16 protein-coding genes and 1 pseudogene are annotated in these 20,956 nt (G+C 66.6%); 10 read left to right on the top strand and 7 right to left on the bottom strand.

From position 1 onward, the window contains the following. Positions 1-157 precede the first annotated feature (157 nt). On the top strand, positions 158-826 hold the full coding sequence (locus tag ABD002_RS13160) for a response regulator (protein WP_343791827.1): 669 nt from the start codon (positions 158-160) through the stop codon (positions 824-826). After that, the gene (locus ABD002_RS13155) at positions 810-2,186 is read left to right on the top strand and encodes a sensor histidine kinase (RefSeq protein WP_343791825.1); all 1,377 of its coding nucleotides are present in this window, start codon (positions 810-812) and stop codon (positions 2,184-2,186) included. The genes ABD002_RS13160 and ABD002_RS13155 overlap by 17 nt, the downstream gene beginning before the upstream one ends. A 273-nt stretch (positions 2,187-2,459) precedes the next feature. Here the strand turns inward: ABD002_RS13155 and ABD002_RS13150 are convergent, their stop codons facing one another. Both ABD002_RS13150 and ABD002_RS13145 read right to left on the bottom strand, forming a co-directional pair. Further along, positions 2,460-3,482, bottom strand: coding sequence for a patatin-like phospholipase family protein (locus tag ABD002_RS13150; RefSeq protein WP_343791823.1), 1,023 nt, complete (start codon positions 3,480-3,482; stop codon positions 2,460-2,462). Between the two features lie 38 nt (positions 3,483-3,520). Beyond that, positions 3,521-4,501 carry a helix-turn-helix transcriptional regulator gene (locus tag ABD002_RS13145; protein ID WP_343791821.1) on the bottom strand — a complete coding sequence of 327 codons (981 nt, stop codon included), beginning with the start codon at positions 4,499-4,501 and terminating at the stop codon, positions 3,521-3,523. 97 nt (positions 4,502-4,598) lie between these two features. Between ABD002_RS13145 and ABD002_RS13140 the strand changes: the two genes are divergently transcribed. The 5 genes from ABD002_RS13140 (at position 4,599) to ABD002_RS13120 (ending at position 11,611) form a co-directional block, all read left to right on the top strand. Continuing rightward, on the top strand, positions 4,599-5,180 hold the full coding sequence (locus ABD002_RS13140; protein WP_343791819.1) for a LolA family protein: 582 nt from the start codon (positions 4,599-4,601) through the stop codon (positions 5,178-5,180). 449 nt (positions 5,181-5,629) lie between these two features. Next, positions 5,630-8,863, top strand: a complete 3,234-nt coding sequence (locus ABD002_RS13135; protein ID WP_343791817.1) for a molybdopterin oxidoreductase family protein — start codon at positions 5,630-5,632, stop codon at positions 8,861-8,863. Beyond that, positions 8,860-9,618, top strand: a complete 759-nt coding sequence (locus ABD002_RS13130) for a 4Fe-4S dicluster domain-containing protein (protein WP_343791814.1) — start codon at positions 8,860-8,862, stop codon at positions 9,616-9,618. The genes ABD002_RS13135 and ABD002_RS13130 overlap by 4 nt, the downstream gene beginning before the upstream one ends. Positions 9,619-9,633: 15 nt before the next feature. Then, the gene (locus tag ABD002_RS13125) at positions 9,634-10,665 is read left to right on the top strand and encodes a dimethyl sulfoxide reductase anchor subunit family protein (RefSeq protein WP_343791812.1); all 1,032 of its coding nucleotides are present in this window, start codon (positions 9,634-9,636) and stop codon (positions 10,663-10,665) included. 145 nt (positions 10,666-10,810) lie between these two features. Further along, complete coding sequence (locus ABD002_RS13120) at positions 10,811-11,611, top strand: DUF481 domain-containing protein (RefSeq protein ID WP_343791810.1); 801 nt, start codon at positions 10,811-10,813, stop codon at positions 11,609-11,611. Between the two features lie 64 nt (positions 11,612-11,675). On the opposite strand, the gene hemC is transcribed toward ABD002_RS13120, so the two are convergent. The 4 genes from hemC to ABD002_RS13100 form a co-directional block, all read right to left on the bottom strand. After that, positions 11,676-12,614, bottom strand: a complete 939-nt coding sequence (gene hemC / locus ABD002_RS13115; RefSeq protein WP_343791808.1) for a hydroxymethylbilane synthase — start codon at positions 12,612-12,614, stop codon at positions 11,676-11,678. Further along, positions 12,611-13,345 carry a LytR/AlgR family response regulator transcription factor gene (locus tag ABD002_RS13110; protein WP_343791806.1) on the bottom strand — a complete coding sequence of 245 codons (735 nt, stop codon included), beginning with the start codon at positions 13,343-13,345 and terminating at the stop codon, positions 12,611-12,613. Before ABD002_RS13110 ends, hemC begins: the two co-directional genes overlap by 4 nt. Beyond that, positions 13,342-14,370: a sensor histidine kinase gene (locus ABD002_RS13105; RefSeq protein WP_343791804.1), complete on the bottom strand. Its 1,029-nt coding sequence runs from the start codon at positions 14,368-14,370 to the stop codon at positions 13,342-13,344. The genes ABD002_RS13110 and ABD002_RS13105 overlap by 4 nt, the downstream gene beginning before the upstream one ends. 293 nt (positions 14,371-14,663) lie before the next feature. Further along, on the bottom strand, positions 14,664-15,335 hold the full coding sequence (locus ABD002_RS13100) for an alpha/beta hydrolase (RefSeq protein WP_343791801.1): 672 nt from the start codon (positions 15,333-15,335) through the stop codon (positions 14,664-14,666). Between the two features lie 425 nt (positions 15,336-15,760). On the opposite strand from ABD002_RS13100, the gene ABD002_RS13095 reads away from it, so the two are divergent. Continuing rightward, positions 15,761-18,220 carry an alpha/beta fold hydrolase gene (locus ABD002_RS13095; protein ID WP_343791799.1) on the top strand — a complete coding sequence of 820 codons (2,460 nt, stop codon included), beginning with the start codon at positions 15,761-15,763 and terminating at the stop codon, positions 18,218-18,220. Between the two features lie 228 nt (positions 18,221-18,448). On the opposite strand, the pseudogene ABD002_RS13090 reads toward ABD002_RS13095, so the two are convergent. Then, positions 18,449-19,461 (bottom strand): annotated as a pseudogene (locus tag ABD002_RS13090) (integron integrase). A 551-nt stretch (positions 19,462-20,012) separates the two neighbouring features. Here ABD002_RS13090 and ABD002_RS13085 point away from each other — a divergent pair. Beyond that, positions 20,013-20,357: a hypothetical protein gene (locus ABD002_RS13085; RefSeq protein WP_343791797.1), complete on the top strand. Its 345-nt coding sequence runs from the start codon at positions 20,013-20,015 to the stop codon at positions 20,355-20,357. Positions 20,358-20,531: 174 nt separating this feature from the next. Next, positions 20,532-20,858 carry a hypothetical protein gene (locus ABD002_RS13080; RefSeq protein ID WP_343791795.1) on the top strand — a complete coding sequence of 109 codons (327 nt, stop codon included), beginning with the start codon at positions 20,532-20,534 and terminating at the stop codon, positions 20,856-20,858. Positions 20,859-20,956: the final 98 nt, after the last annotated feature.

The following is a 20,956-nucleotide window of genomic DNA, read 5'->3' as shown; positions in this document are numbered from 1 at the left end:
CTCAACACGGAGCTGGCGTTGGCCCCTGCAAACACGAAGGTGGGAAGGTCACTCCTCACCGACGCGAGCCGCGATCCGCGTCACGACCGTACGCTTCCGGTAAGCTCTCGGATGCCGGTCGGGGAACGCCCGGCGCTGGCTGGGGAACGTCCACACGATGCGCATTCTGGTAGTCGAAGACGATGCACTGGTCGCCGACGCGATCTGCCGCGGGCTCGGCGAGGCCGGCTTCGCGGTCGACCACGTCGGCAGCGCCGAGCGCGCCGAGGCGGCGCTCGGTTCGGAGAACTTCGACCTCGCGATTGTCGACATCGGACTGCCCGGCGCCGACGGCCTGAGTCTGGTGCGCCGCCTGCGCAGCGTCGGCCAGGGATTGCCGGTGCTGATCCTGACCGCGCGCGACGGCCTCGTCGACCGCGTCAATGCGCTCGATCTCGGCGCCGACGACTACCTCGTCAAGCCCTTCGAACTGCCCGAGCTCGCCGCGCGCAGCCGCGCGCTGATCCGGCGCATGCGCTCGGCCGTCAGCGCGCAGCTCACCGTCGGCGGACTGGCCATCGATCTCGCCGGCCGCGTCGCGCGCATCGACGGCGAAGCGCTCGACCTGACCCGGCGCGAATGGTCGATCCTCGAATGCCTGGCACTGCAAGCCGGACACGTCGTCGCCAAGGAGCGCCTACTGCAGGCGATCGCGAGCTGGGACGAGGAAATCAGCCACAACGCGATCGAGGTGTACGTGTCGCGCCTGCGCGCCAAGCTCGGCGCCGCCGCGTCGATCCGCACCGTGCGGGGACTCGGGTACCGCCTCGATGACGCCGCACACTGAACACGCGACCAGCGTCCGGCGACGTCTGCTCTCCCTGCTGCTGGCGCCGCTCGCGCTGCTGCTCGGCACCGGCATCCTGATCGACTACATATCCGCCAGCAAGCCGATCCCGATCGCCTACGACCAGGCGTTGGTCAACTCCGCACTCGCGGTGGCCGCGCACGTGCAGGTCGACGAGGCCGGCCACATCAGCGCCGTGCTGTCGCCCGGTGCGGAAGCGGTGCTGCGCAGCGACCGCTACGACACGATCTACTATCTCGTGATTGATCCGCGCGGCGAATTCGTGGCGGGCGACCGCGGCCTGCCGGTCGCCAGCAGCGCGACGCGCAATCCGTCGTATCTCGATGCGGTATTCCGCGGCGACCCGATCCGGGTCGCCAGCTATCGCACGCAGACCAGCGCCGGTCCGGTCACGGTCAGCGTCGCCGAGACGCGCCACAAACGCGACCACGGCCGCCGGCGCGTGTTGGCGAGCCTGTTCGCGACCGACCTCGTGCAGCTCGCCGGCACCCTGTTGCTGGTCTGGATCGGCGTGCGCTACGGCCTGCGTCCGCTGACCGCATTGCGCGATCAGATCGCGGCGCGCTCGGCGCGAGATCTGGCCGCGCTCGACGTGGCGCCGGTGCCGCTCGAAGTGCGTCCGCTGGTGCACGCATTGAATCGCCTGTTCGAGACCGTGCGCGAGGCGGCCGACGCGCAGCAGCAGTTCCTCGCCAACGCCGCGCACCAGCTACGCACGCCGCTCGGCGGCATCATGGCCCAGCTCGACCTTTTGGCGCGCGACCCGGCGGCGGCGGCGGTGCGCGAACGCGTGCTCGCGCTGCGCGAGGGTTCGCGCCGTGCCGCGCACACGGCGAACCGGCTGCTCGCACTCGCACGCGCGGAGCCGTCCGCGCTCGTCGCCGGCGACATCCGTTCGGTCGATCTCAGGGCACTGGTCGCCGACGCCGTCGCCGCGCAGCTCGACCGTGCGCTGGCCGCGCACATCGACCTCGGCGTGGAAGCGGAAGTCGTGCGCGTGCCCGCGAGCGACTGGCTGCTGCGCGAGCTGCTCGCCAACCTGGTGGACAACGCGCTGACGTACACACCCATCGGAGGCCGCATCACGTTGCGATGCGGGAATGAGGGTGATGGCGCGTTCCTCGAGGTCGAGGACGACGGCCCCGGCATCCCGCCGGCCGAACGCGCCCGCGTGCTCGAACGCTTCTACCGCGCACCGGGCGCACCCGGCAACGGTTGCGGACTCGGCCTCGCCATCGTCGACGAGATCGCGCGCCTGCATGGCGCCCATCTCGTCATCGCGGGCGGCGCCGAAGGCCGCGGCACGCGTATACGGCTACGCTTCCCGCGTGTCGTCTGACCTTTCAAGCAAACCACCACACGAATCCGCGCCAACCGTCAGCTTGGTGAAAGCTGCACCAAGTACATTTGTCGGGCGGTTCGGCACCGAAGCGGGCTCCCCACCCTTCGGACCCCACGCCCAATCGCACCCCGGCCCGCACTCCCCAGGCGGGCCGTTTTATTTCCAGGCGCAGGGTCATGCGCGTGCGCGCGACCTTGATCACACTGGCGCAACTTCCGGCGCTGTACGCAGCGATCTGATGAACGTGTAGCGCGCAGCAAGCCGCCGCGCTCACCGCGCCGGCGGTCGCTGCCAGCGCGCGAGCGCCTCGCGGGTGCGGCGCCGGCCGTGCTCGATGACTTCCTCGGCGCGATGGAATTCGTAGAACGCGCAGACGTTGCGCGGAATCGTGATCAGCAGGTCCGGCGGTTGCGCCGCGAGCTTGAGGCGCGTGATCGTTTCCTGCACCAAGTCGAGCGAGCGGGCGAACAGTTCGAACACGCCCGGCTCCTGTTCGGCAGCGCGGCGTTCACGCTTCTCCATCACCGACTCGACGAACTCGGCGATCTTGCGGCGATAACCGGCGCGCGGCGCATCGATCGCGAGCGGTCGCGAGCCTTCCGGCAGCTGCGTCGGCGACGCCTGGCCGGCGCCGCCGTGATCGCTGCGCGGTTCCGCATCGCCAACGCGCGGGGCCAACGCGTCGAGCGGTTCCGCCGGCGCGTTCACATCGACCGCGATCGTCGCGTCGGTGAGGTCGCGCAGGGTCGGCGAGATCGGCAGCGGATTGAGCAGGCCGCCGTCGACGAACAGTCGGCCCTGATAGTGGTGCGGCCGGAACACGGTCGGGATCGCGATCGATGCGCGGATCGCGTCGAACAGAGGGCCGCGCGAGAACCAGACCTCGCGCTGCGCGTCGAGATCGACCGCGACCGCGGTGTACGGGATCGGCAGGTCCTCGATATCGGCGTCGCCGATCAGCTCGCGCAGCACGTTGATGATGCGGTCGCCCTTGATGAAACCGCCGCCGGACAAGGTCCAGTCGAGCAGGCGCAGCACGTCGAACCGCTGCAGCGGGCGCACCCAGTCAGTGTAGAGCCCGAGCTTGCCGGCCGCGTAGACACCGCCGACCAGCGCACCCATCGAGCTGCCGGCGATCGAGCGGATCGCGAACCCCTGTGCTTCGAGCTCCTGGATCACGCCGATATGCGCATAGCCGCGTGCACCGCCGGAACCGAGCACCAGCGATAGGCTGGAGTGGTTCGCTGCTGCGGATTGCGGCGCCGGCAGCGCGGTGGGTTCGCCATTGGTCATGAGCGTGTCGTCATGAGCGTGCCGTCATGGCCGGTGTTTCACGGTGCGGACTGATACGCGCCGAGCGCGAGCTGCAGCAGGATCTTCATCTCTTCGCGCAGCGAAACCGGTGCGACGACCTCGGCATCCGGCCCGTACTTCAGCACGTCCATCAGCAGTTCGCGCGAGTTCGAGTACGGCAGCTTCAGTTCGTAGCGCCCGTCGGGCAGGCGCGCGCCCTGCTGTTGCGAATGCCAGTGCTCGTCGGCGACCCAGCGCGCCGCGTGCGCGGAGAAACGGATGGTCGCCCACGCCTTCGGCGCGCCGGAAAAGATGCCGTAGCTCGAGGCGAGATGCGCGTCGAGTTCACCGGCTTCGCGATCGAGCGCGCTCTCGTTGACCGCCTCGGGTTCGCGAATGCGGTCCAGCGCGAAGCTGCGCAGCGCATCGCGACTGTGGTCCCAGGCATCGAGATACCAGTTGTCGCGATAGTGTGCGAGCCGCTGCGGCGAAACCACGCGTTCGGTCTGCGCATCGGTCGAACGCGCGCGGTAGCGGAATTTCAGTCGCTCGCGATTCAACAGCGTGCTCGCGACCACACGGAACGCGGCCTGGTCCAGCGTGCGCGAACCGCTGGCGAGCACACGGATGCGCTCGATCGGCAGCGCGCGTCCGCTGGCATGATCCGAGAGCAGCCGCTCGATGCGCGCGCGGAACGGCGCCAATGCGCCGGCGAGCACGCCGGGATCGGAGCGTCCGAGCAGCTCGTTCAGTGCGAGCAGCGCGGCAAGTTCCTCGCTGGTCAGCCACAGGCCCGGCAGTTCGAAGCGCTCCGCCTCGTCGGCCGCATAGCGGAACGTCGCTTCTTCACCTTCACCGCTCTCGATCGGCGCGCCCAGCGCGTCGCGCAGGAACGCGATGTCGCGATACAGCGTCGCGCGCGAGCAGGCGAGATCCTCCTTGAGCCGCGCGAACGGCACCGGATAGCGCGCGGATTTCAGGATGCGGTGCAGGGTGAGGATGCGTTCGTAGCGATCCATGGCGGGCGTGTAGGGTGCGGGTGCCGTGCATATGGGAGAATCGGGAATGGCCTAGTGTGTCACAAGCTCCGTCCGTCATCGCCAAGAAGGAAATCCCATGCGCATGATCACGAAGACCCTGGCCGGCCTGTCGCTGGCCCTGACCTGCAGCCTGGCTGCCGCAACACCGAAGGACGACCTGCATGCGTCGTTCACCAAGTTCCTCAAGGCGCACAGCTTCCGTGCGACCGTGACCGACCTCAAGAAGGGCGAGCAGATCTCGACGATGGAGTTCGTCGCACCGGATCGCTACCGCATGAAGTCCGCGAAGGGACCCGCGCAACTCATCGTCGGCGACACCATGTACATGGACATGGACGGCAAGCTGACCCGCATGCCGATTCCTGGTGTCAGCAGGATCACCGCGCAATACCGCAACGAGGACTTCCTGCACCAGGTCGAGGGCGACATGACCGTGCAGGCGCTGCCGGACGAAAGCGTCGACGGCGAACCGGCCAGCGTGTACGCCTATACGGTGACGAAGCCGATGAAGTCAGACGCGAAGACCTGGATTTCGAAGAAGAGCGGGCTGCCGCTGCAGGTCGAATCCAGCGGCAGCTTCATGGGGCACGCATCGACGACGCGCGTGCGCTACTCGAACTTCGACGATCCCTCGATCAGGATCGACGCGCCGAACTGAGTTCGCTGCAACGACGTGGCGATCACCCTGCCGGCTGATCCGCCGGCAGTGCGCCGACGCGCGTCAGCAGAGCGCGCGTCACCGCGATGCGCTTGGGCGCCTCGCGCCTGATGCGCTCGACGCTGTCGTCACCGGGCAGGTTGGCGCTGCGTTGGTCCGAAACGGGGCGAACTCAGGGCGGCGCGGCGTCCTTCGCATGGAGCATCCGCTACCATGGTGTCTTCCGCACCGCTCGAAACGCGCGGATTCGCGAAACCGGATAGAAGCACGCGCGATGCCGCAGGCCCATCTGAATCTCAACCTGCCGACCGGCGACGAGGGCGAGCCGGCGCGCTTGCGCGATGCCATCAGGCATCGTGCGCGCCTGCGAGCGACCGGCCATGGATGGCCGGGCCGGAGCCACGCACCAGGGATGGTTCGCAGTCAGTGAAGCAACGACCAGCACGCCGATGCCACACGCTCACCTGAATCTCAACCTGCCGACCGGCGACGAGGTCAAGACGACCACGTGCTACATGTGCGCGTGCCGATGCGGAATCCGCGTGCACCTGAAGGGCGGCCGCGTCCGCTATATCGACGGCAATCCCAGGCATCCGGTCAACCAGGGCGTGATCTGCGCGAAGGGCTCGGCCGGGATCATGCAGCACTACTCGCCGGCGCGGCTCTCGAAGCCGCTGCTGAGAGTCGGCGAGCGCGGCGCGGGCGAGTTCCGCGAAATCGAGTGGGACGAAGCGCTGGCGCTCGCGACGCAATGGCTCGGCGATATCCGCGCGCGCGATCCCGACCAGCTCGCGTTCTTCACCGGCCGCGACCAGTCGCAGGCGCTGACCGGCTGGTGGGCACAAGCGTTCGGCACGATCAACTACGCCGCGCACGGCGGCTTCTGCTCGGTCAACATGGCTGCGGCCGGCATGTATACGCTCGGCGGCAGCTTCTGGGAGTTCGGTGAACCGGACTGGGAACTCACGAAGTACCTGATGCTCTGGGGCGTCGCCGAGGATCACGACTCGAACCCGATCAAGCTCGGACTCGGCAAGCTCAAGGCGCGCGGCGCGAAGATCGTCGCGATCAATCCGGTGCGCACCGGCTACGGCGCGATCGCCGATGAATGGGTGCCGATCAATCCCGGCACCGACGGTCTGCTCGCCGGTGCGCTGATCCACGAACTGCTGCGCACGGATCGCATCGACCTTGACTATCTGGTGCGCTACACGAATGCGCATCATCTGGTGATCCGCGCGCCGGGCGCGGCGGATGACGGGTTGATTGCGCGCGATGCGGAAGGCAATGCGCTCTGCGCCGCACGCTTTGAAGCCCTCTCCCCCGACAGCTCCATCATCGGGGGGGAGGGTTGGGTGAGGGGGCAAGGGTCGAACGAAGTTGCGACCTCAGAGACGAGCAAAGGCTTCACGGGTTCCGCCGACTCTTTCGCGAACTCCGGCTCCGCGCCGGCCGGCCCCGCCCCCTCGCCCCTACCCTCTCCCCCAACGGAGAAGCCGTTAGGGGAGAGGGAGCACGGCGCGGTTTCGCCGAGCGCGACGTATCGCATCGAACGTGCCGACACGATCGGCATCGCGCCGCTGATCGTCGGAGACTACACGCTGGCCGACGGCCGCCGCGCGGTGCCGGCATTCCAGCTGTTCGCCGAACGATTCCTCGCCGCCGAGTACGCGCCGGACACCGTCGCGCCAACCTGCGGCGTATCCGCCGACACGGTCCGTCGCCTCGCGCGCGAACTCGCCGAGGCGGCGTTCGAACAGGCGATCACGCTCAAGCAGCGCTGGACCGATGCCTGGGGCCGCGAGCACGCCGAGATGATCGGCCGTCCGGTCGCGATGCACGCGATGCGCGGCATCTCGGCTCACGCGAACGGCTTTCATACCTGCCGCACGCTGCATTTGCTGCAGATGATCCTCGGCGCGATCGATACGCCGGGCAGCTTCCGCTACCAGCCACCGTATCCGAAATCTGCGCCGCCACCGAACCGGCCGGGCAAGACGCGCAAGGACAACGGCGCGCTCGATGCCGCTCCGCTCGGCTACGTGCAAGCGCCGGACGATCTCGTCGTCGATGCGCGGGGCGAGCCACTCCGCATCGACAAGGCATTCTCGTGGCAGCATCCGTTCGCCGCGCACGGCATGCTGCAGAACGTGATCGCGAATGCGGCCACCGGTGATCCGTACCGAATCGACACCTTGTTCCTGTTCATGGCGAACATGGGCTGGAACTCGGCGATGAACACGAGCGCGACACGCGAAATGTTGCGCGCGCGCGATCCGGCGAGCGGCGACTATCGCATCCCGCACATCATCTATGCCGACGCCTACGACTCGGAAACCGTCGCGTTCGCCGATCTCGTGCTACCGGACACGACGTACCTGGAACGCCACGACTGCATCAGCCTGCTCGACCGCCCGATCTCCGACGCGGATGGCGCGAGCGATGCGATCCGCCGTCCGGTCGTACAACCCGATCGCGACGTGCGCCCGTTCCAGGATGTGCTGCTCGATCTCGGTGCGCGGCTGAAGCTGCCCGGCCTCGTCGATGAAGCCGGCGCCGCGAAGTATCCACGCGGCTACGCGCAGTACATGATCGAACACGAACGCGCGCCCGGTGTCGGCCTGCTCGCGGGCTGGCGCGGGGCGGATGGCTCGCTGGCGGGTGTCGGCGCGCCGAATCCGAACCAACTCGAACGCTATATCGAGCACGGCTGCTACTGGCATCACGAAGTGCCCGCCGCCGGCCGCTACTACAAGATGGCGAACCGCGACTATCTCGACTGGGCGAAATCGCTCGGCTTCGTCGGCTCCACGCAACCGATCGTGATGCAGTTCTACGCCGAGACGCTGCAGCGTTTCCGCCTCGCCGCGCAGGGGCACGGCGCGATGCAGCCGCCAGAGCGGGATCGCGCACGGGTCGCACGCTATTTCGATCCGTTGCCGTTCTGGTACGCGTCGCTCGAGGAACATGCCCTCTCCTCCGACGACGTCGGGGGAGAGGGTTGGGTGAGGGGGCGAGGTCCGGAGCCTTCGCAAGCAGTCGTCCCTGACGCGCCCCCCAGTCGGCATCCTGCCTCCTCCGAAAACGGCATACGCGATGCCGGAGGGCATCGCGTAAGCATGCCGTTTTCGACCCCCTCACCCCAACCCTCTCCCCCAACGAAGGAGCTGTTGGGGGAGAGGGGGCATGCGGCGTATCCGCTTGCCGCGATCACCCAGCGCCCGATGTTCATGTATCACGCGTGGGGTTCGCAGAATAAATGGCTGCGCCAGATCGCGACGCGCAACTACCTCTACATGCACCCTAAAACAGCGAGCGCACATGGCGTCGCCGACGAGGACTGGATCTGGCTCGCGTCGCCGCGCGGCCGCATCCGCGTGCAGGCCAGGCTGCACGCCGGCACCGCGCCGGGCACGGTCTGGACCTGGAACGCGATCGGCAAGCGCAAGGGCGCGTGGAAGCTCAGCCAGAACGCACCGGAGAACGTCGACGGCTTCCTGCTCAACCACCTGATCGACGAATCGCTGCCCGCGCGCGTTGGTGAGACGAAACGCGCGAACGCCGATCCCGTCACCGGCCAGGCCGCGTGGTTCGACCTGCGCGTGCGCATCGAACGCGATCCCGAGCCGCACAGGGATGGACATCGCATCGAAGTGGATTCGTCTCTGGAGCTTCCTGCATGACCTCGCTGCCGCCTCCCGCCGCGAAGAAGCTCGGCCTGGTCATCGACCTCGACACCTGCGTCGGGTGCCACGCCTGCGCGGTCGCCTGCAAGGAATGGAACGACGGCGGTGATTTCGGTCCGCTGCCCGACAAGGATCCGTACGGCGCCGAGCCGAATGGGGTCTGGTTCAATCGCGTGCACAGCTATGCGGTTGAGCAGGCGACGCCGCAGGGAACGCGCGAGATGACCGTGCATTTCCCGCGTTCGTGCCTGCATTGCGAGACGCCGGCCTGCGTGACCGTGTGCCCGACCGGCGCCAGCTACAAGCGCGCCGAGGACGGCATCGTGCTGGTCGATGCGGACAAGTGCATCGGCTGCCAACTCTGTTCGTGGGCCTGCCCCTACGGCGCACGCGAGTACAGCGCACAGAAGGGCACGATGCAGAAGTGCACGCTGTGCGTCGACCGCATCTACAACGAGACGCTCGATGAAGCGGATCGCCAGCCGGCCTGCGTGATGGCCTGCCCGACCCGCGCGCGGCATTTCGGCGACCTCGGCGACGAAAATTCGCCGATCTCGAAACTCGTCGCCGAGCGCGGCGGCTATCAACTGATGCCGGAGTTCGGCTACCAGCCGGTCAACAAATATCTGCCACCGCGGCCGCGCCGCGATGGCTGCAACGCGTCAGCATCGAACGCGCCACGCGAGGAAAAGCTCGACGCGGAAAAGCTCCCCGGCGTGCTGCGCTGGCTCGATCGCGCGCTGTCGCGCTGACGGAATCGGATCACGATGCGACCGACGTTTTCGATCATTCTGTTCACCGTACTGTCCGGCGCGGGCTATGGCCTGTGGTTCCTGATCGGCCTCGCCCTGACGACGCTCTGGCCGCACTGCGGGCCAAGCCAACGGGGCGGCTCATTCACGTTTTGCGTATACCCGGCGGCACTGCCCTGCGGGTTGATCGTTGGCTTTGCTCTCGTCAGCGCCGGGCTACTGTCCTCGCTCGGCCATCTCGGGCAGCCACGGCGCGCCTGGCGCGCGTTGTCGCAATGGCGCAGCTCGTGGCTATCACGCGAAGGTGTCGCATCGATTCTCACCTACGCGCCCGCGCTGGCTTTGATCGTCATCGAAGGCATGAGGTTGCGGAGCGCCATGCAGCCGGCGGATTTGAGCGCGCCCGCAGCGGGTATGAATCTGGACGGCTGGAACCTTGCGCTTGGCGCGCTGCTGGCCGTCGGATCGGCAGCCACCGTGTTCTGTACCGCACACATTTATGCGAGCCTCATGCCGATCCGCGCTTGGCACAACCGCTACGTGGTGCCGGGTTATCTGTTGCTCGGCTTGTACGGTGGTGCGCTGTGCCTGTGGGTACTGGAGACCCTGCCCGGCACGTGGCGCATGCGCGAAACACCCGGCCTGCTCGTAGGCCTCGTCGTGGTCGCCACGGCATCCGCGCTGCTGAAGGTTTTCTACTGGCGACAGATCGACCGCGCCCCCACAGTGAGCGCTGGCCACGCCATCGGCCTGGAATCGCTCGGCAGCGTGCGTTCGTTCGAGCAGCCGCACACCGAGGAAAACTACCTGACCCACGAGATGGGCTTCGTGCTCGCACGCAAGCACTCACGCAAGCTGCGCGCGATCGCGCTGCTGGCGGGATTCCTCGTCCCCGCTCTGCTCGCCCTGCTCGGCCTGGCGATGCCTGCGACACGCTTCGCGGCCGGCTGGCTCGCGCTGGTGTCCGGAATGACCGGCGTCTTCGTCGAGCGCTGGCTGTTCTTCGCCGAGGCGAAACACGCGGTGATGGCCTATTACGGCCGCTGAGCACGACAGCCTGGAGACACTATTGTTCACCCACGACGCGCACGCGTTCACGCCGCATTTAGTGCGCCCGCATACCATCGCGCCGACCGCAAGCCGCCATTGGCGGCTTTTTTATGCGGCCATTCCCGTGGAGAGGAACACCAACATGAACAAGATGCTGATCCCAATCGCACTGCTCGCCGCGCTGCCGCTCGCCGCCCAGGCCGATGACGGCTGGTCCGGTTCGGGCGAGGTCGGCTTCGCCGCCGCGCGCGGCAACGCGAAATCCGAGAACCTCAACGCCAAGCTGCAGTTCAAGAAGGAAGACGATCAGTGGAAGGACACCTTCTACCTGACCGCACTGCGCAGCAAGGGCGAGGTCAAGACCGCGACGATCGACAATGGGCAGATCGTCAATGTTTCGAACTACAAGCTCAATGCGAACCGCTACGAAGCCGGTGCCTCGGCGGGCTACAAGCTCGATGAGCGCAGCTACATCGTCGGCGCGCTGCGCTACGAGAACGACGACTTCTCGCCGTTCAACTACCAGTGGACCGCGTCGATCGGCTACGGCTATACGGTGCTGAAGAACCAGAGCGACGAGCTGTCGTTCGAAATCGGTCCGGGTTTCAAGCGCTACCAGCCGGTCGACATCCTGGGGCCGGAGGTGATCAACAACGTGCCGGTGCGCCACACCTTCGGTGCGAACGACGAAGTCGTTGCGCGCGGCCTGATGGCGTACAAGCACAACTTCACCGACAGCACCTCGTTCGTCGACACGCTGCTGATGGAAGCCGGCAGCGACAACACGTTCTTCCAGAACGATGCCGGCCTGCAGGTCGACATGAGCAAGAAGCTCGCGCTCAAGATCGGCTACCAGGTGCGCCACAACTCGGACGTCACGCCCGGCATCAAGAAGACCGACCAGTTGATGACGACCAACCTCGTCTACAACTTCGCGCAGTAGACGCGAGGAGAAGGTCCGGACAAGGCTGTCCACCTCGTCATGCCCGCGCCAGCGGGCATGACGATTATCCGGCGCTCGCCGCCGGCGCGGATGCGCGGCCGAGAATCGCTTCCGCGCCGCGCTCGCGCAGCAGCGCCGCGACACGTTCGCCGAGCGTCTGCGGCGCGTCGTGCGATCCCTGCGCATCGGCGCGCACCAGTTGCCCGCTCTGCGCATCGCCCACCAGGCCCCACAAGGCAAGGCCGGCCTCGGTCTCGATGCAGTAGCCGGCGATCGGCACATTGCAGCTGCCATGCAGGCACAGGTTCATCGCGCGCTCGGCGGCGACGCAGCGATGCGTGTGTTCATCATCAAGCGCGCGCACGAGTTCGAGCGTGGCCGCATCACCGGCCCGGCATTCGACCGCGATCGCGCCCTGCGCGACCGCCGGCAGCCAGTCCGGCGGCGTGAGGCGCGCGGCGATGCGCGAACCGAGTCCGAGCCGATCGAGGCCGGCGCAGGCGAGGATCACCGCGTCGTAGTGGCCGGCGTCGAGCTTTGCGAGCCGCGTGTTCACGTTGCCGCGCAGGTCGATCAGCTGCAGGTCCGGCCGCAGCGCACGCAGTTGCGCCTGCCGGCGCAGCGACGAGGTACCGACCCGCGCGCCGCGCGGCAGTTCGTCGAAGCGCGCGTGCGCATTGCTGATGAACGCATCGGCCGCATCCGCGCGCTCGAGCACGGCGCCGATCGCGAAACCGGGCTCGAGCTCCATCGGCACGTCCTTGAACGAATGCACCGCGAGGTCGGCGCGATGCTCGAGCATCGCAACCTCGAGCTCCTTGAGGAACAGGCCCTTGCCGCCGATCTCCGCGAGCGCGCGATCCTGGATCTGGTCGCCGCGCGTGGTCATCGGCACCAGTTCGACCACGAGGCCGGCATGCAGCGCGCGCAGCCGCGCAGCGACGTGCTCGGCCTGCCACAGCGCGAGCGCACTCTGGCGCGTGGCGATGCGCACGGTCTTCATAGCGACCGTACCAATCGGCGCAGCGCCGGCAGATTGCGCCGGCTGACTTCGAGCTTCGCCGTCACGCCCTCGACATTCGCGAACAGGCGTCCGTCTGGCGCGCGCGTCAGCCCGCTCAGCTTCGCGAGTGCAACCAGGCAATTGCGATGGATGCGCACGAAGCGTCCCTCGAATTCGTCCTCGAGCGATTTCAGCGGTTCCTCGATCAACACTTCACCTTTCGTGTGGTGGACGACGACATATTTGTCCTCGGCCAGCAGATAGTCGATGTCCGCGATCGGCACCAGCACCAGACTGCCGCGCACACGCGCGCACAGATGCGTGCGTGCGCGGCCGGGCTCGATCGCGCGCCCGATCTCGCGCGCCTGCGCACCGTTCAGGCGGCGCGCCTTGTCCAGCGCCGCGCGCAGGCGTTCGTCGCGTACCGGTTTGACCAGGTAGTCGACCGCGTTCGCGTCGAATGCGGCCAGCGCATGGTCCTGGAACGCGGTGCAGAAGATCACGCTGGGCGGCGCCTCCAGCTCGCCGAGGTGGCGTGCGGCCTCGAGGCCATCCATCACCGGCATGCGGATGTCGAGCAGCACCAGATCAGGTGCGAGGCGGCCGACGAGCCCCAGCGCCTCATGCCCGTTGCCGGCCATACCGACGACTTCGGTGCCTTCGATCTCGGCCAGCATGGCGGCGAGGCGCTCGCGCGCGAGCGGTTCATCGTCGACGACCAGTACTCTCATCGGGCCACAGCCTCCGGTAGACGCACGGTCACGGTATAGGTTCCCGGCCCCGGCTCCACGCGCAGCACGCCGCGCGTCCCGAAATGGTACTCGATGCGTGCACGCACGTTGGCCAGCGCGAGACCGTTGCGCCGCGCCGGCGCATCGGCCGGCAACGGGTTCGAGATCGCGATCTCGAGAGCGCCGGCTTCGCGCCGCCCACGCAGGCTCAGCGTGCCGCCGTCGCCGCGCGGCTCGATGCCATGGTAGATCGCGTTCTCGATCAGCGGTTGCAGCAGCAGGCGTGGCAGCGCGAAATCGCGCGGCAGCGCGCTGACGTCGATCTCGACCCCGAGGCGGTCGCCCAGACGCAGCCGTTCCAGGTGCAGGTAGCGCGCGATCAAGTCGAGCTCCTCGCCGAGCGTGCCCGGCGCGTCGTCGGCGCCGAGCGCGGCACGGAACAGGTCGGCGAGGTCCTCGACCGTACGTTCAGCCTCGGCCGGACGCGTGCGGATCAGGCTCGCGATCGTGTTCATGCTGTTGAACAGGAAATGCGGGCGGATGCGCGCCTGCAGCGCCTCGACCTGCGCCTTCGATGCGGCGCGCACGCGCTCACGCCATTGCTCGAGCACGTAGAGGTAACGCAGCAGCGCGGCCGCGATCAGCGCCGCGATCGCCGCGTTGTCGAGCACGAAACGCGCGCTCGAACCGGCCGGCACGCTGAGGCCGAGACCGAGCGCCTGGTCCATCTGGCAGACCACCGCGCTCGCGAGCGCGGTCACCAGCAGGCAGACCAGCCAGGCGACGCCGAAGCCGGCGCGCACATCGAAATGCGCCAGCGGCCGGCGCAGCGAACACAGCACGACCGCATTCAGCAGCGCCAGCCATTGCACGTAGACACTGAGTACGCCGAGCCGCGGCAGCCACGGCCGTGGGCTCGCTTCCGGCACGGACACAACCACCAGCGCGACGAGTTCGGCGACGACCATCACCGCGAACAGCGTCGGTACGGTGCAGAACTGCGGCAGCCAGTTGGGTGCCGTCATGGTGGTGCTGCGTTGCTGCACCGTTCGTTCCTTTCCTGTTTCCGTAGGAGCGGCTTCAGCCGCGATGCTTCGTAACGCGTAGGGTGCGCTTCAGCCCACCGACCCGGCATCTCCAAAACACCGGTGGGCTGAAGCCCACCCTACGATTCTGCTCTGGTCCTTGTAGGAGCGGCTTCAACCGCGATGCTCTTCATGGCGCGGTGAACACCATCCACACCCACCCCTCCCCTTGAGGGGGAGACTCGAAAAAGCATCGCGGCTGAAGCCGCTCCTACCTTAACAGGATGCACAGCTCAGTTCGTTGCGGCGAGTCGCGCGCCGATCCATGCGCGCAGGTCTGCGATCTCCTCGGCGCAGACCTGGTGTGCCATCGCATAGCTGTGCCATTCGACCGCATAGCCGAGCCCGGACAGCGCGTCGCGACTGATCGAGCCGAGCGCCTGCGGCACGACCGGATCGAAGCCGCCGTGGCCCATGAAGATCGGCAGGCCGGTGTTCGCCGTGCTGCGCTCGGCGGTGGTCTTCGCCTCGAGCGGCAGGTAGGTCGACAGCGCGACGATGCCGGCGACACGGTCCGCATGACGCACGCCGCCGGCGAGTGCGATCGCGCCACCCTGCGAGAAGCCGGCAAGGATCACGTTTCCGGAGGGAATGTCGCGCCCGGCCTCGCGCGCGATCAGCTCGTCGAGCTGCGCGACCGACGCCCGGATGCCGGTCTCGTCCTGCTTGTCGGCAATCGCGACGCCGCGGATGTCGTACCACGCGCGCATCGGCACGCCGCCATTGACCGTGACCGGGCGCACCGGTGCGTGCGGGAACACGAAGCGCAACGGTGGCCAGGCGCGATCGACGAGTTCCGGCACGATCGGTGCGAAGTCGTTGCCGTCGGCGCCGAGGCCATGCAGCCAGATCACCGCATGGCGCGGATTCGGGGCGGTTTCGATTTCGACGCAGGGCAGGGGCAAGGCATTCTCCATGGGCAATGAGTGCGTAGGCTGCCCTCCGTGCAACGGTTTGCCAAGCGGCGAGGCGGCGGTTTCCGCGAACGAAGCGTCGATGCGGCGTGAGAGCCCTCTCCCCCGCCGGCTCTTTCGGCGGGGGAGAGGGTTGGGTGAGGGGGCGGGGCCACACGAGGCCGCGCGGCCACGATTTTCGCAACGAAGGTCGAGCGAACGCCCCTCAGTGACCACCTCGACATCCCGCAGCGCCGTGCTCCGCATGCAGCCCTGCCCTTCACTCCCCAGCCCTCTGCCCCAACGGAGAGGCTGTTGGGGGAGAGGGGGCGAATGGGAGGCTACGTCGACTTCGCCTTCGCTGACTTTCGGCCCGGTCCGGCACCGCAGCTTGCGGCTATGCTGCGCGCTTTGCTTTTTGCCCGGAGTACCCCCGCATGCATCGCGCGCTCGTCGCCAGCCTTGTCACCCTGCTCACCTTCACGGCGGCGCCCGCACGCGCGGTCACGCTCGAGCAGGCGATGGCCGACCCCGACTGGATCGGGGCGCCGGTCGAGCACGCCTACTGGAGCGTGGACGGGCGCAGCCTCTACTACCACCTGAAGCAGAAGGGCTCGTCGATCCGCGATTTGCACCGCGTCGATCTCGCGTCCGGCAGCGATGCCATCGTCGATCCGCAAGCGATGGCGAACGCGGATGGCCCCGACGCAGCGTTCGACCGCACGCGCACGCGCGCCGCGTTCGTGCGCAACGGTGACGTGTTCATCCGCGAACTCGCGAACGGGCGGCTGGTGCAGGTCACGCGCACGCCGCAACCGAAACACTCGCCGCAGTTCTCCGCGGACGGCCGCGCATTGCAGTACCGCAGCGGCACCGAGTGGTTCAGCTACGACATCGTCGCCGGCGTCAGCGGCCCGGCCGCGCTGGTCAAGGCCGAGAAGGACCCCGACGCGAAGAAGCCCGACGACCTCGGCGAACTGCAGTTGCGCTATTTCTCGACGCTGCGCACGGTCAAGACCGACCGTGAGGCACAGAAGAAGCACGGCGAGGATTTCGCGAAAGGCGACCCGACGCGCGCGCCGCTGCCGTTCTACATCGGCGACGACGTGAAGATCGAGGCCACCTCGCTGTCGCCGGACGGCCGCTCGCTGCTCGTCGTCACCTCGCCCAAGGGCCACGACGCCGGCAAAACCGGCAAGCTGCAGCGTTTCGTCACCGAATCCGGTTACGAGGAACAGGAGGACGAGCGCACGCGCGTCGGCCGCAATGATCCGGCGCCGCAATCGCTGCTGCTGCTCGATCTGGTGCGACATGAGCAGCACAAGCTCGCTCTCGACGACCTGCCCGGCATCCACGACGACCCGCTGAAGGCGGTGCGCGAGGAGAACGAGAAACTCAAGCGTGAACGCGGCCTCGACACGAAGGCCGACAAGAAAGACGACGCGTCCGCGGGCAAGGACAAAAAGAAGGAAGACAAGAAGGACGACGCGACGAAGACGCGCGCGGTGCGCATCGTCGCCGACGCCGAGGACGGTGGTGGCGGCGGTATCGCGTGGAGCGAGGACGGCAAGGCGCTGGCGATCCAGATCCGTGCGATCGACAACAAGGATCGCTGGATCGCGAGCGTCGACTTCGACCGCGCCAAGCTGGTCAACCAGCATCGCCTGACCGACCCGGCCTGGATCAACTGGAACTTCAACGAGTTCGGCTGGGAGAAGGACAACCGCACGCTCTGGTACGTGTCCGAGGAGACCGGTTACGCGCAGCTCTACGCGAAGGTGCCGGGCGGCAAGGCGAACGCGCTGACCAGCGGCAAGTTCGAGGTATCCAGCCCGGTGCAGTCAGCGGACGGCCAGTGGTTCTACCTGCGCGCGAATGCGGAGGCGCCCTACGCGTATGACGCGTACCGCGTCGCGACCGGCGGCGGCAAGCTCGAACGCGTGACCGCTCTTAAGGCGGTGCAGGACTTCGCGCTGTCGCCGGACGGCAGGCAGCTCGCGGTGCTGCATTCGAGCGCGTATGTGCCGGCGCAGCTCGCCGTGCTCGGCGCCGAAGGTGGCGCCGCGCCGCGCGATCTCACCGACACGCGTACGCCCGAGTACAAGGCGAAGACCTGGCTCGATCCGGCCATCGTCCAAGTGCCCTCGACGCACACGAAGCAGCCGATCTACGCGAAGTTCTACAAGCCGAAGGACTTCGATGCCTCGAAGAAGTATCCAGCCGTGCTGTTCGTGCACGGCGCCGGCTACACGCAGAACGTGCACAGCGGCTGGCCGTACTACTTCCGCGAGCAGATGTTCCACACCCTGCTGACCGAACACGGCTACGTGGTGCTCGACATGGACTACCGCGCCAGCGAAGGCTACGGCCGCGACTGGCGTACCGCGATCTACCGCGACATGGGCCACCCGGAACTCGAGGACCTGATCGACGGCGTCGCTTGGCTCGCGAAGAACGCCTCCGCCGATCCGCAGCGCGTCGGCCTGTACGGCGGTTCGTACGGCGGCTTCATGACGCTGATGGCGCTGTTCCGTGCACCCGACGTGTTCAAGGCCGGCGCCGCGCTGCGCCCGGTCACCGACTGGACGCAGTACAACCACGAGTACACCTCGAACATCCTCAACGATCCGCAACTCGACCCGATCGCCTATGAGCGTTCCTCGCCGATCGAATTCGCGGACGGCCTCAAGGGCGCGCTGCTGATCGCGCACGGCATGATCGACAACAACGTGCTGTTCGAGGACTCGGTGCGGCTCAACCAGAAACTGATCGAGCTGCACAAGGACAACTACGAAGTCGCCGCGTATCCGATGGAACGCCACGGCTTCGTGCACGCCGATTCGTGGCTGGACGAGTACAAGCGCATCTACAAGCTGTTCGAGACGAACCTGAAGTAAACCGTAGAAAGCCCCTTTCCCAGTGGGAGAGACCGCCGGCCGCTTCTCGCGGCCAGGTGTAATCGCCTGAACCGCGGCGGCCCTTCAAGCCCTCTCCCCCAGAGCTTTTCCTGGGGGAGAGGGTTGGGTGAGGGGGCGGGGCCTCACGTCACGCAAGGCCGCGATTTCCGCAATGTGATCCTGGCGAACGCGCTTCGATGACAACATAGGCAACTTTGCAACGCGCGTTCACCGATCCAGCGGACTCACCACCCCGCTGCCACCGCGATTCAACACATGCGTGTAGATCTGCGTCGTTGCCACGTCCTTTCCTTGTGCCCAAGCAACTCCTGGATCGTGCGCAGGTCGTAGCCCGCTTCGAGCAGATGCGTGGCGAAGCTGTGCCGCAGCGTATGCGCGCTCAGCGGCTTGACGATGCCGACTCGCTGCCGCGCGCGCTTCAGGGCACGCGCCAGCATCGCCTCGTCGAAATGATGCCGTCGTACGCAACCGTCGCGCGGATCGCGCGAACGTTGGATCGAGGGAAACACGTACTGCCAACCGAAGTCCCGCGCCACGCCCGCATACTTGCGCGCCAGCGCCTGCGGCAGCCGGGCTTCGCCGAAACCTGCCTCCAGATCCTGCGCATGGAGTACTCGTGCACGGTCGATTTCGTGCTGCAATGGATCGGCCAGGCTGCGCGGCAACATCGTGCGCCGGTCCTTGCCGCCCTTGCCATCGCGAACGGTGATTTCCGAGCGCCCGAAATCGACGTCCTTCACGCGCAGGCGCAGGCATTCCATCAAACGCATGCCCGTGCCATACAGCAACGACGCCAGCAACCACGGCCGCCCCTCCATTGAAGCGAGCAGGCGACGAACCTCCTCCTGCGACAGCACGGTCGGCACGCGCCGCGGCCGCTTCGCGCGGACCACCCCCTCCATCCATGGCAATTCGACGCCGAGCACCACGCGATACAGATACAGCAGCGCCGACAGCGCCTGATTCTGCGTGCCCGCCGCCACGTCGCCCTGCACCGCCAGATTGCTCAGGAACGCCTCGACCTCGGCTCCGCCCATCTCGCGCGGATGGCGCCGGCCGTTGGTGAGAATGAACCGCCGGATCCAGCCGACATAGGCCTGCTCGGTCCGCAAACTGTAGTGTTTGAGGCGCAGATGACGACGAACTTCGTCCAACAAGCGCGGAGCACGCCCCTCCCCGCCCCCACCCGTTACACCCGCACCTTCGCCCGTGTAACTCATACACCCGCGTCCCCGTCGTGTTGTGCGGCAGTGTGCGCACCCGTCGGCGTCGCAACCGTCGGCCAAGTGCGTAACGGGGCGTAGGAAATTGACTTGACCGCGCGCACGTCTTCCTGAACGATGGCGCGCGACACCCCGGATCCGGGGTCTACTTATAGTTAGCCATATGGGCACAAGTTCTGCGCATAGCGTATCGCTTCATGTGGTCACCAGAATCGCCTGCGCCGTTGGGCTTTTTGCAGCTCCGGCTTGGCTAGCGGCCTTAGTATTCGTTTGGGCAAAAGGCGCTGACTCGGGAAGCATCGAAACATTCTTCCTCACGCTACCTTTCATGGCCTGGCTTACCAACTTCAGCTTCTTTGCGGTATTCCATGGGCAGGCTCCACAAGATCCCGTTTGGCCGTTCGCTTCATTTCGAGTGCTTTTGGTTTACATCACGCTGGTTCCGCTAGCAATGCGTGCAATGTATGGCTAACAATTCGTCCAAGCGGACGCGTGAAAAGCTGCGCGCCGCTTAACTCAAGCGTTAGGCGTCTAGCAAGGGGAGTCGAGTGTCGGAAGCGTCCACTGAAACTCAGCGTCGCTTTGCAGACGTTGTTGAAACGCTCGCCTCTGAGCCGAAGGTCAGTGTTGGCCAGAGTGGCAAGAAGGGCTTTGGCTCATCCGCATTGCAAGTCAATGGAAAGATCTTCGCAATGGTCTCGTCTGCTGGTGCCTTCGTGGTCAAGCTCCCAAGACAGCGTGTCGAGCAGCTCGAAGCCGCCGGCGCGGGCCAGAAGTTCGATCCCGGCCACGGTCGCCTCATGAAAGAGTGGCTCGCAGTTCATCCGAAGTCCAAGCAATCGTGGCCGGCTCTCGCACGTGAGGCACTGAGCTACGTAGGAAGAGGACCGTGAGCATTAACCACGAGACGCCTAACCCCTTCATCGAGCGGACGTCCAACGGGCTACGCCCGTCGGCCGCCGCTCATGTCGAACGTTAGGCACCCAACAAGCGTGCAGCCGTGACCTTTGGCCAGAACCAGCAATGCCGCAAGACAAAATATTTCGTCAATCTCAGGAGTGACTTGGATGGCAATTTTCTTCAATTGGCTGGGCCTGGCTTGGCTAATCGCCGGCCTCGGAGCTGCGATCGGTCTGCAGAATCTCGGCCTTCTCGTTCAATCCAGTGGTCAATACTTTGGAACAGTTGCCTGTCTTGTCATCGTCGCGCTAGACATCGCCTATCGTCTGTTTGCTGCAAAGCCGCGTGCGGCCAATTCTGTTGGGGCGTTTACGGCCAATAGCGAGGTTCGGTCGCATTGGCTTTTGGGTCCAAGTGTCGCTGGCAGCCTAATGTTCATCCCGGCCTGGGCTGCCGCCCTCGTCGCCCTAGTTCTTGGCTATATCCTCGGCTAGCCGCTTGGGGTGCCTAACTATTCGCTCAAGCGGACCGGATAGTTCCTACGGTTTAGTGGACACCCTGAACTCACCCTTCAGGAGTGATCACGATGCCA

The sequence above is a fragment of the Dokdonella soli genome (assembly GCF_039523175.1).
GTDB lineage: Bacteria > Pseudomonadota > Gammaproteobacteria > Xanthomonadales > Rhodanobacteraceae > Dokdonella_A > Dokdonella_A soli.
This window is presented reverse-complemented; position numbering and strand designations above follow the sequence as displayed.

Bases quoted from the DNA above. Each gene is read 5' to 3' on its own strand.
- ABD002_RS13110 (WP_343791806.1), bottom strand. From the start codon at position 13,345: ATGAGAGTACTGGTCGTCGACGATGAACCGCTCGCGCGCGAGCGCCTC.
- ABD002_RS13125 (WP_343791812.1), top strand. From the start codon at position 9,634: ATGCGACCGACGTTTTCGATCATTCTGTTCACCGTACTGTCCGGCGCG.
- ABD002_RS13095 (WP_343791799.1), top strand. From the start codon at position 15,761: ATGCATCGCGCGCTCGTCGCCAGCCTTGTCACCCTGCTCACCTTCACG.
- ABD002_RS13150 (WP_343791823.1), bottom strand. From the start codon at position 3,482: ATGACCAATGGCGAACCCACCGCGCTGCCGGCGCCGCAATCCGCAGCA.
- ABD002_RS13145 (WP_343791821.1), bottom strand. From the start codon at position 4,501: ATGGATCGCTACGAACGCATCCTCACCCTGCACCGCATCCTGAAATCC.
- ABD002_RS13105 (WP_343791804.1), bottom strand. From the start codon at position 14,370: ATGACGGCACCCAACTGGCTGCCGCAGTTCTGCACCGTACCGACGCTG.
- ABD002_RS13155 (WP_343791825.1), top strand. From the start codon at position 810: ATGACGCCGCACACTGAACACGCGACCAGCGTCCGGCGACGTCTGCTC.
- ABD002_RS13130 (WP_343791814.1), top strand. From the start codon at position 8,860: ATGACCTCGCTGCCGCCTCCCGCCGCGAAGAAGCTCGGCCTGGTCATC.
- ABD002_RS13080 (WP_343791795.1), top strand. From the start codon at position 20,532: ATGGCAATTTTCTTCAATTGGCTGGGCCTGGCTTGGCTAATCGCCGGC.
- ABD002_RS13135 (WP_343791817.1), top strand. From the start codon at position 5,630: ATGCCACACGCTCACCTGAATCTCAACCTGCCGACCGGCGACGAGGTC.
- hemC (WP_343791808.1), bottom strand. From the start codon at position 12,614: ATGAAGACCGTGCGCATCGCCACGCGCCAGAGTGCGCTCGCGCTGTGG.
- ABD002_RS13120 (WP_343791810.1), top strand. From the start codon at position 10,811: ATGAACAAGATGCTGATCCCAATCGCACTGCTCGCCGCGCTGCCGCTC.
- ABD002_RS13160 (WP_343791827.1), top strand. From the start codon at position 158: ATGCGCATTCTGGTAGTCGAAGACGATGCACTGGTCGCCGACGCGATC.
- ABD002_RS13140 (WP_343791819.1), top strand. From the start codon at position 4,599: ATGCGCATGATCACGAAGACCCTGGCCGGCCTGTCGCTGGCCCTGACC.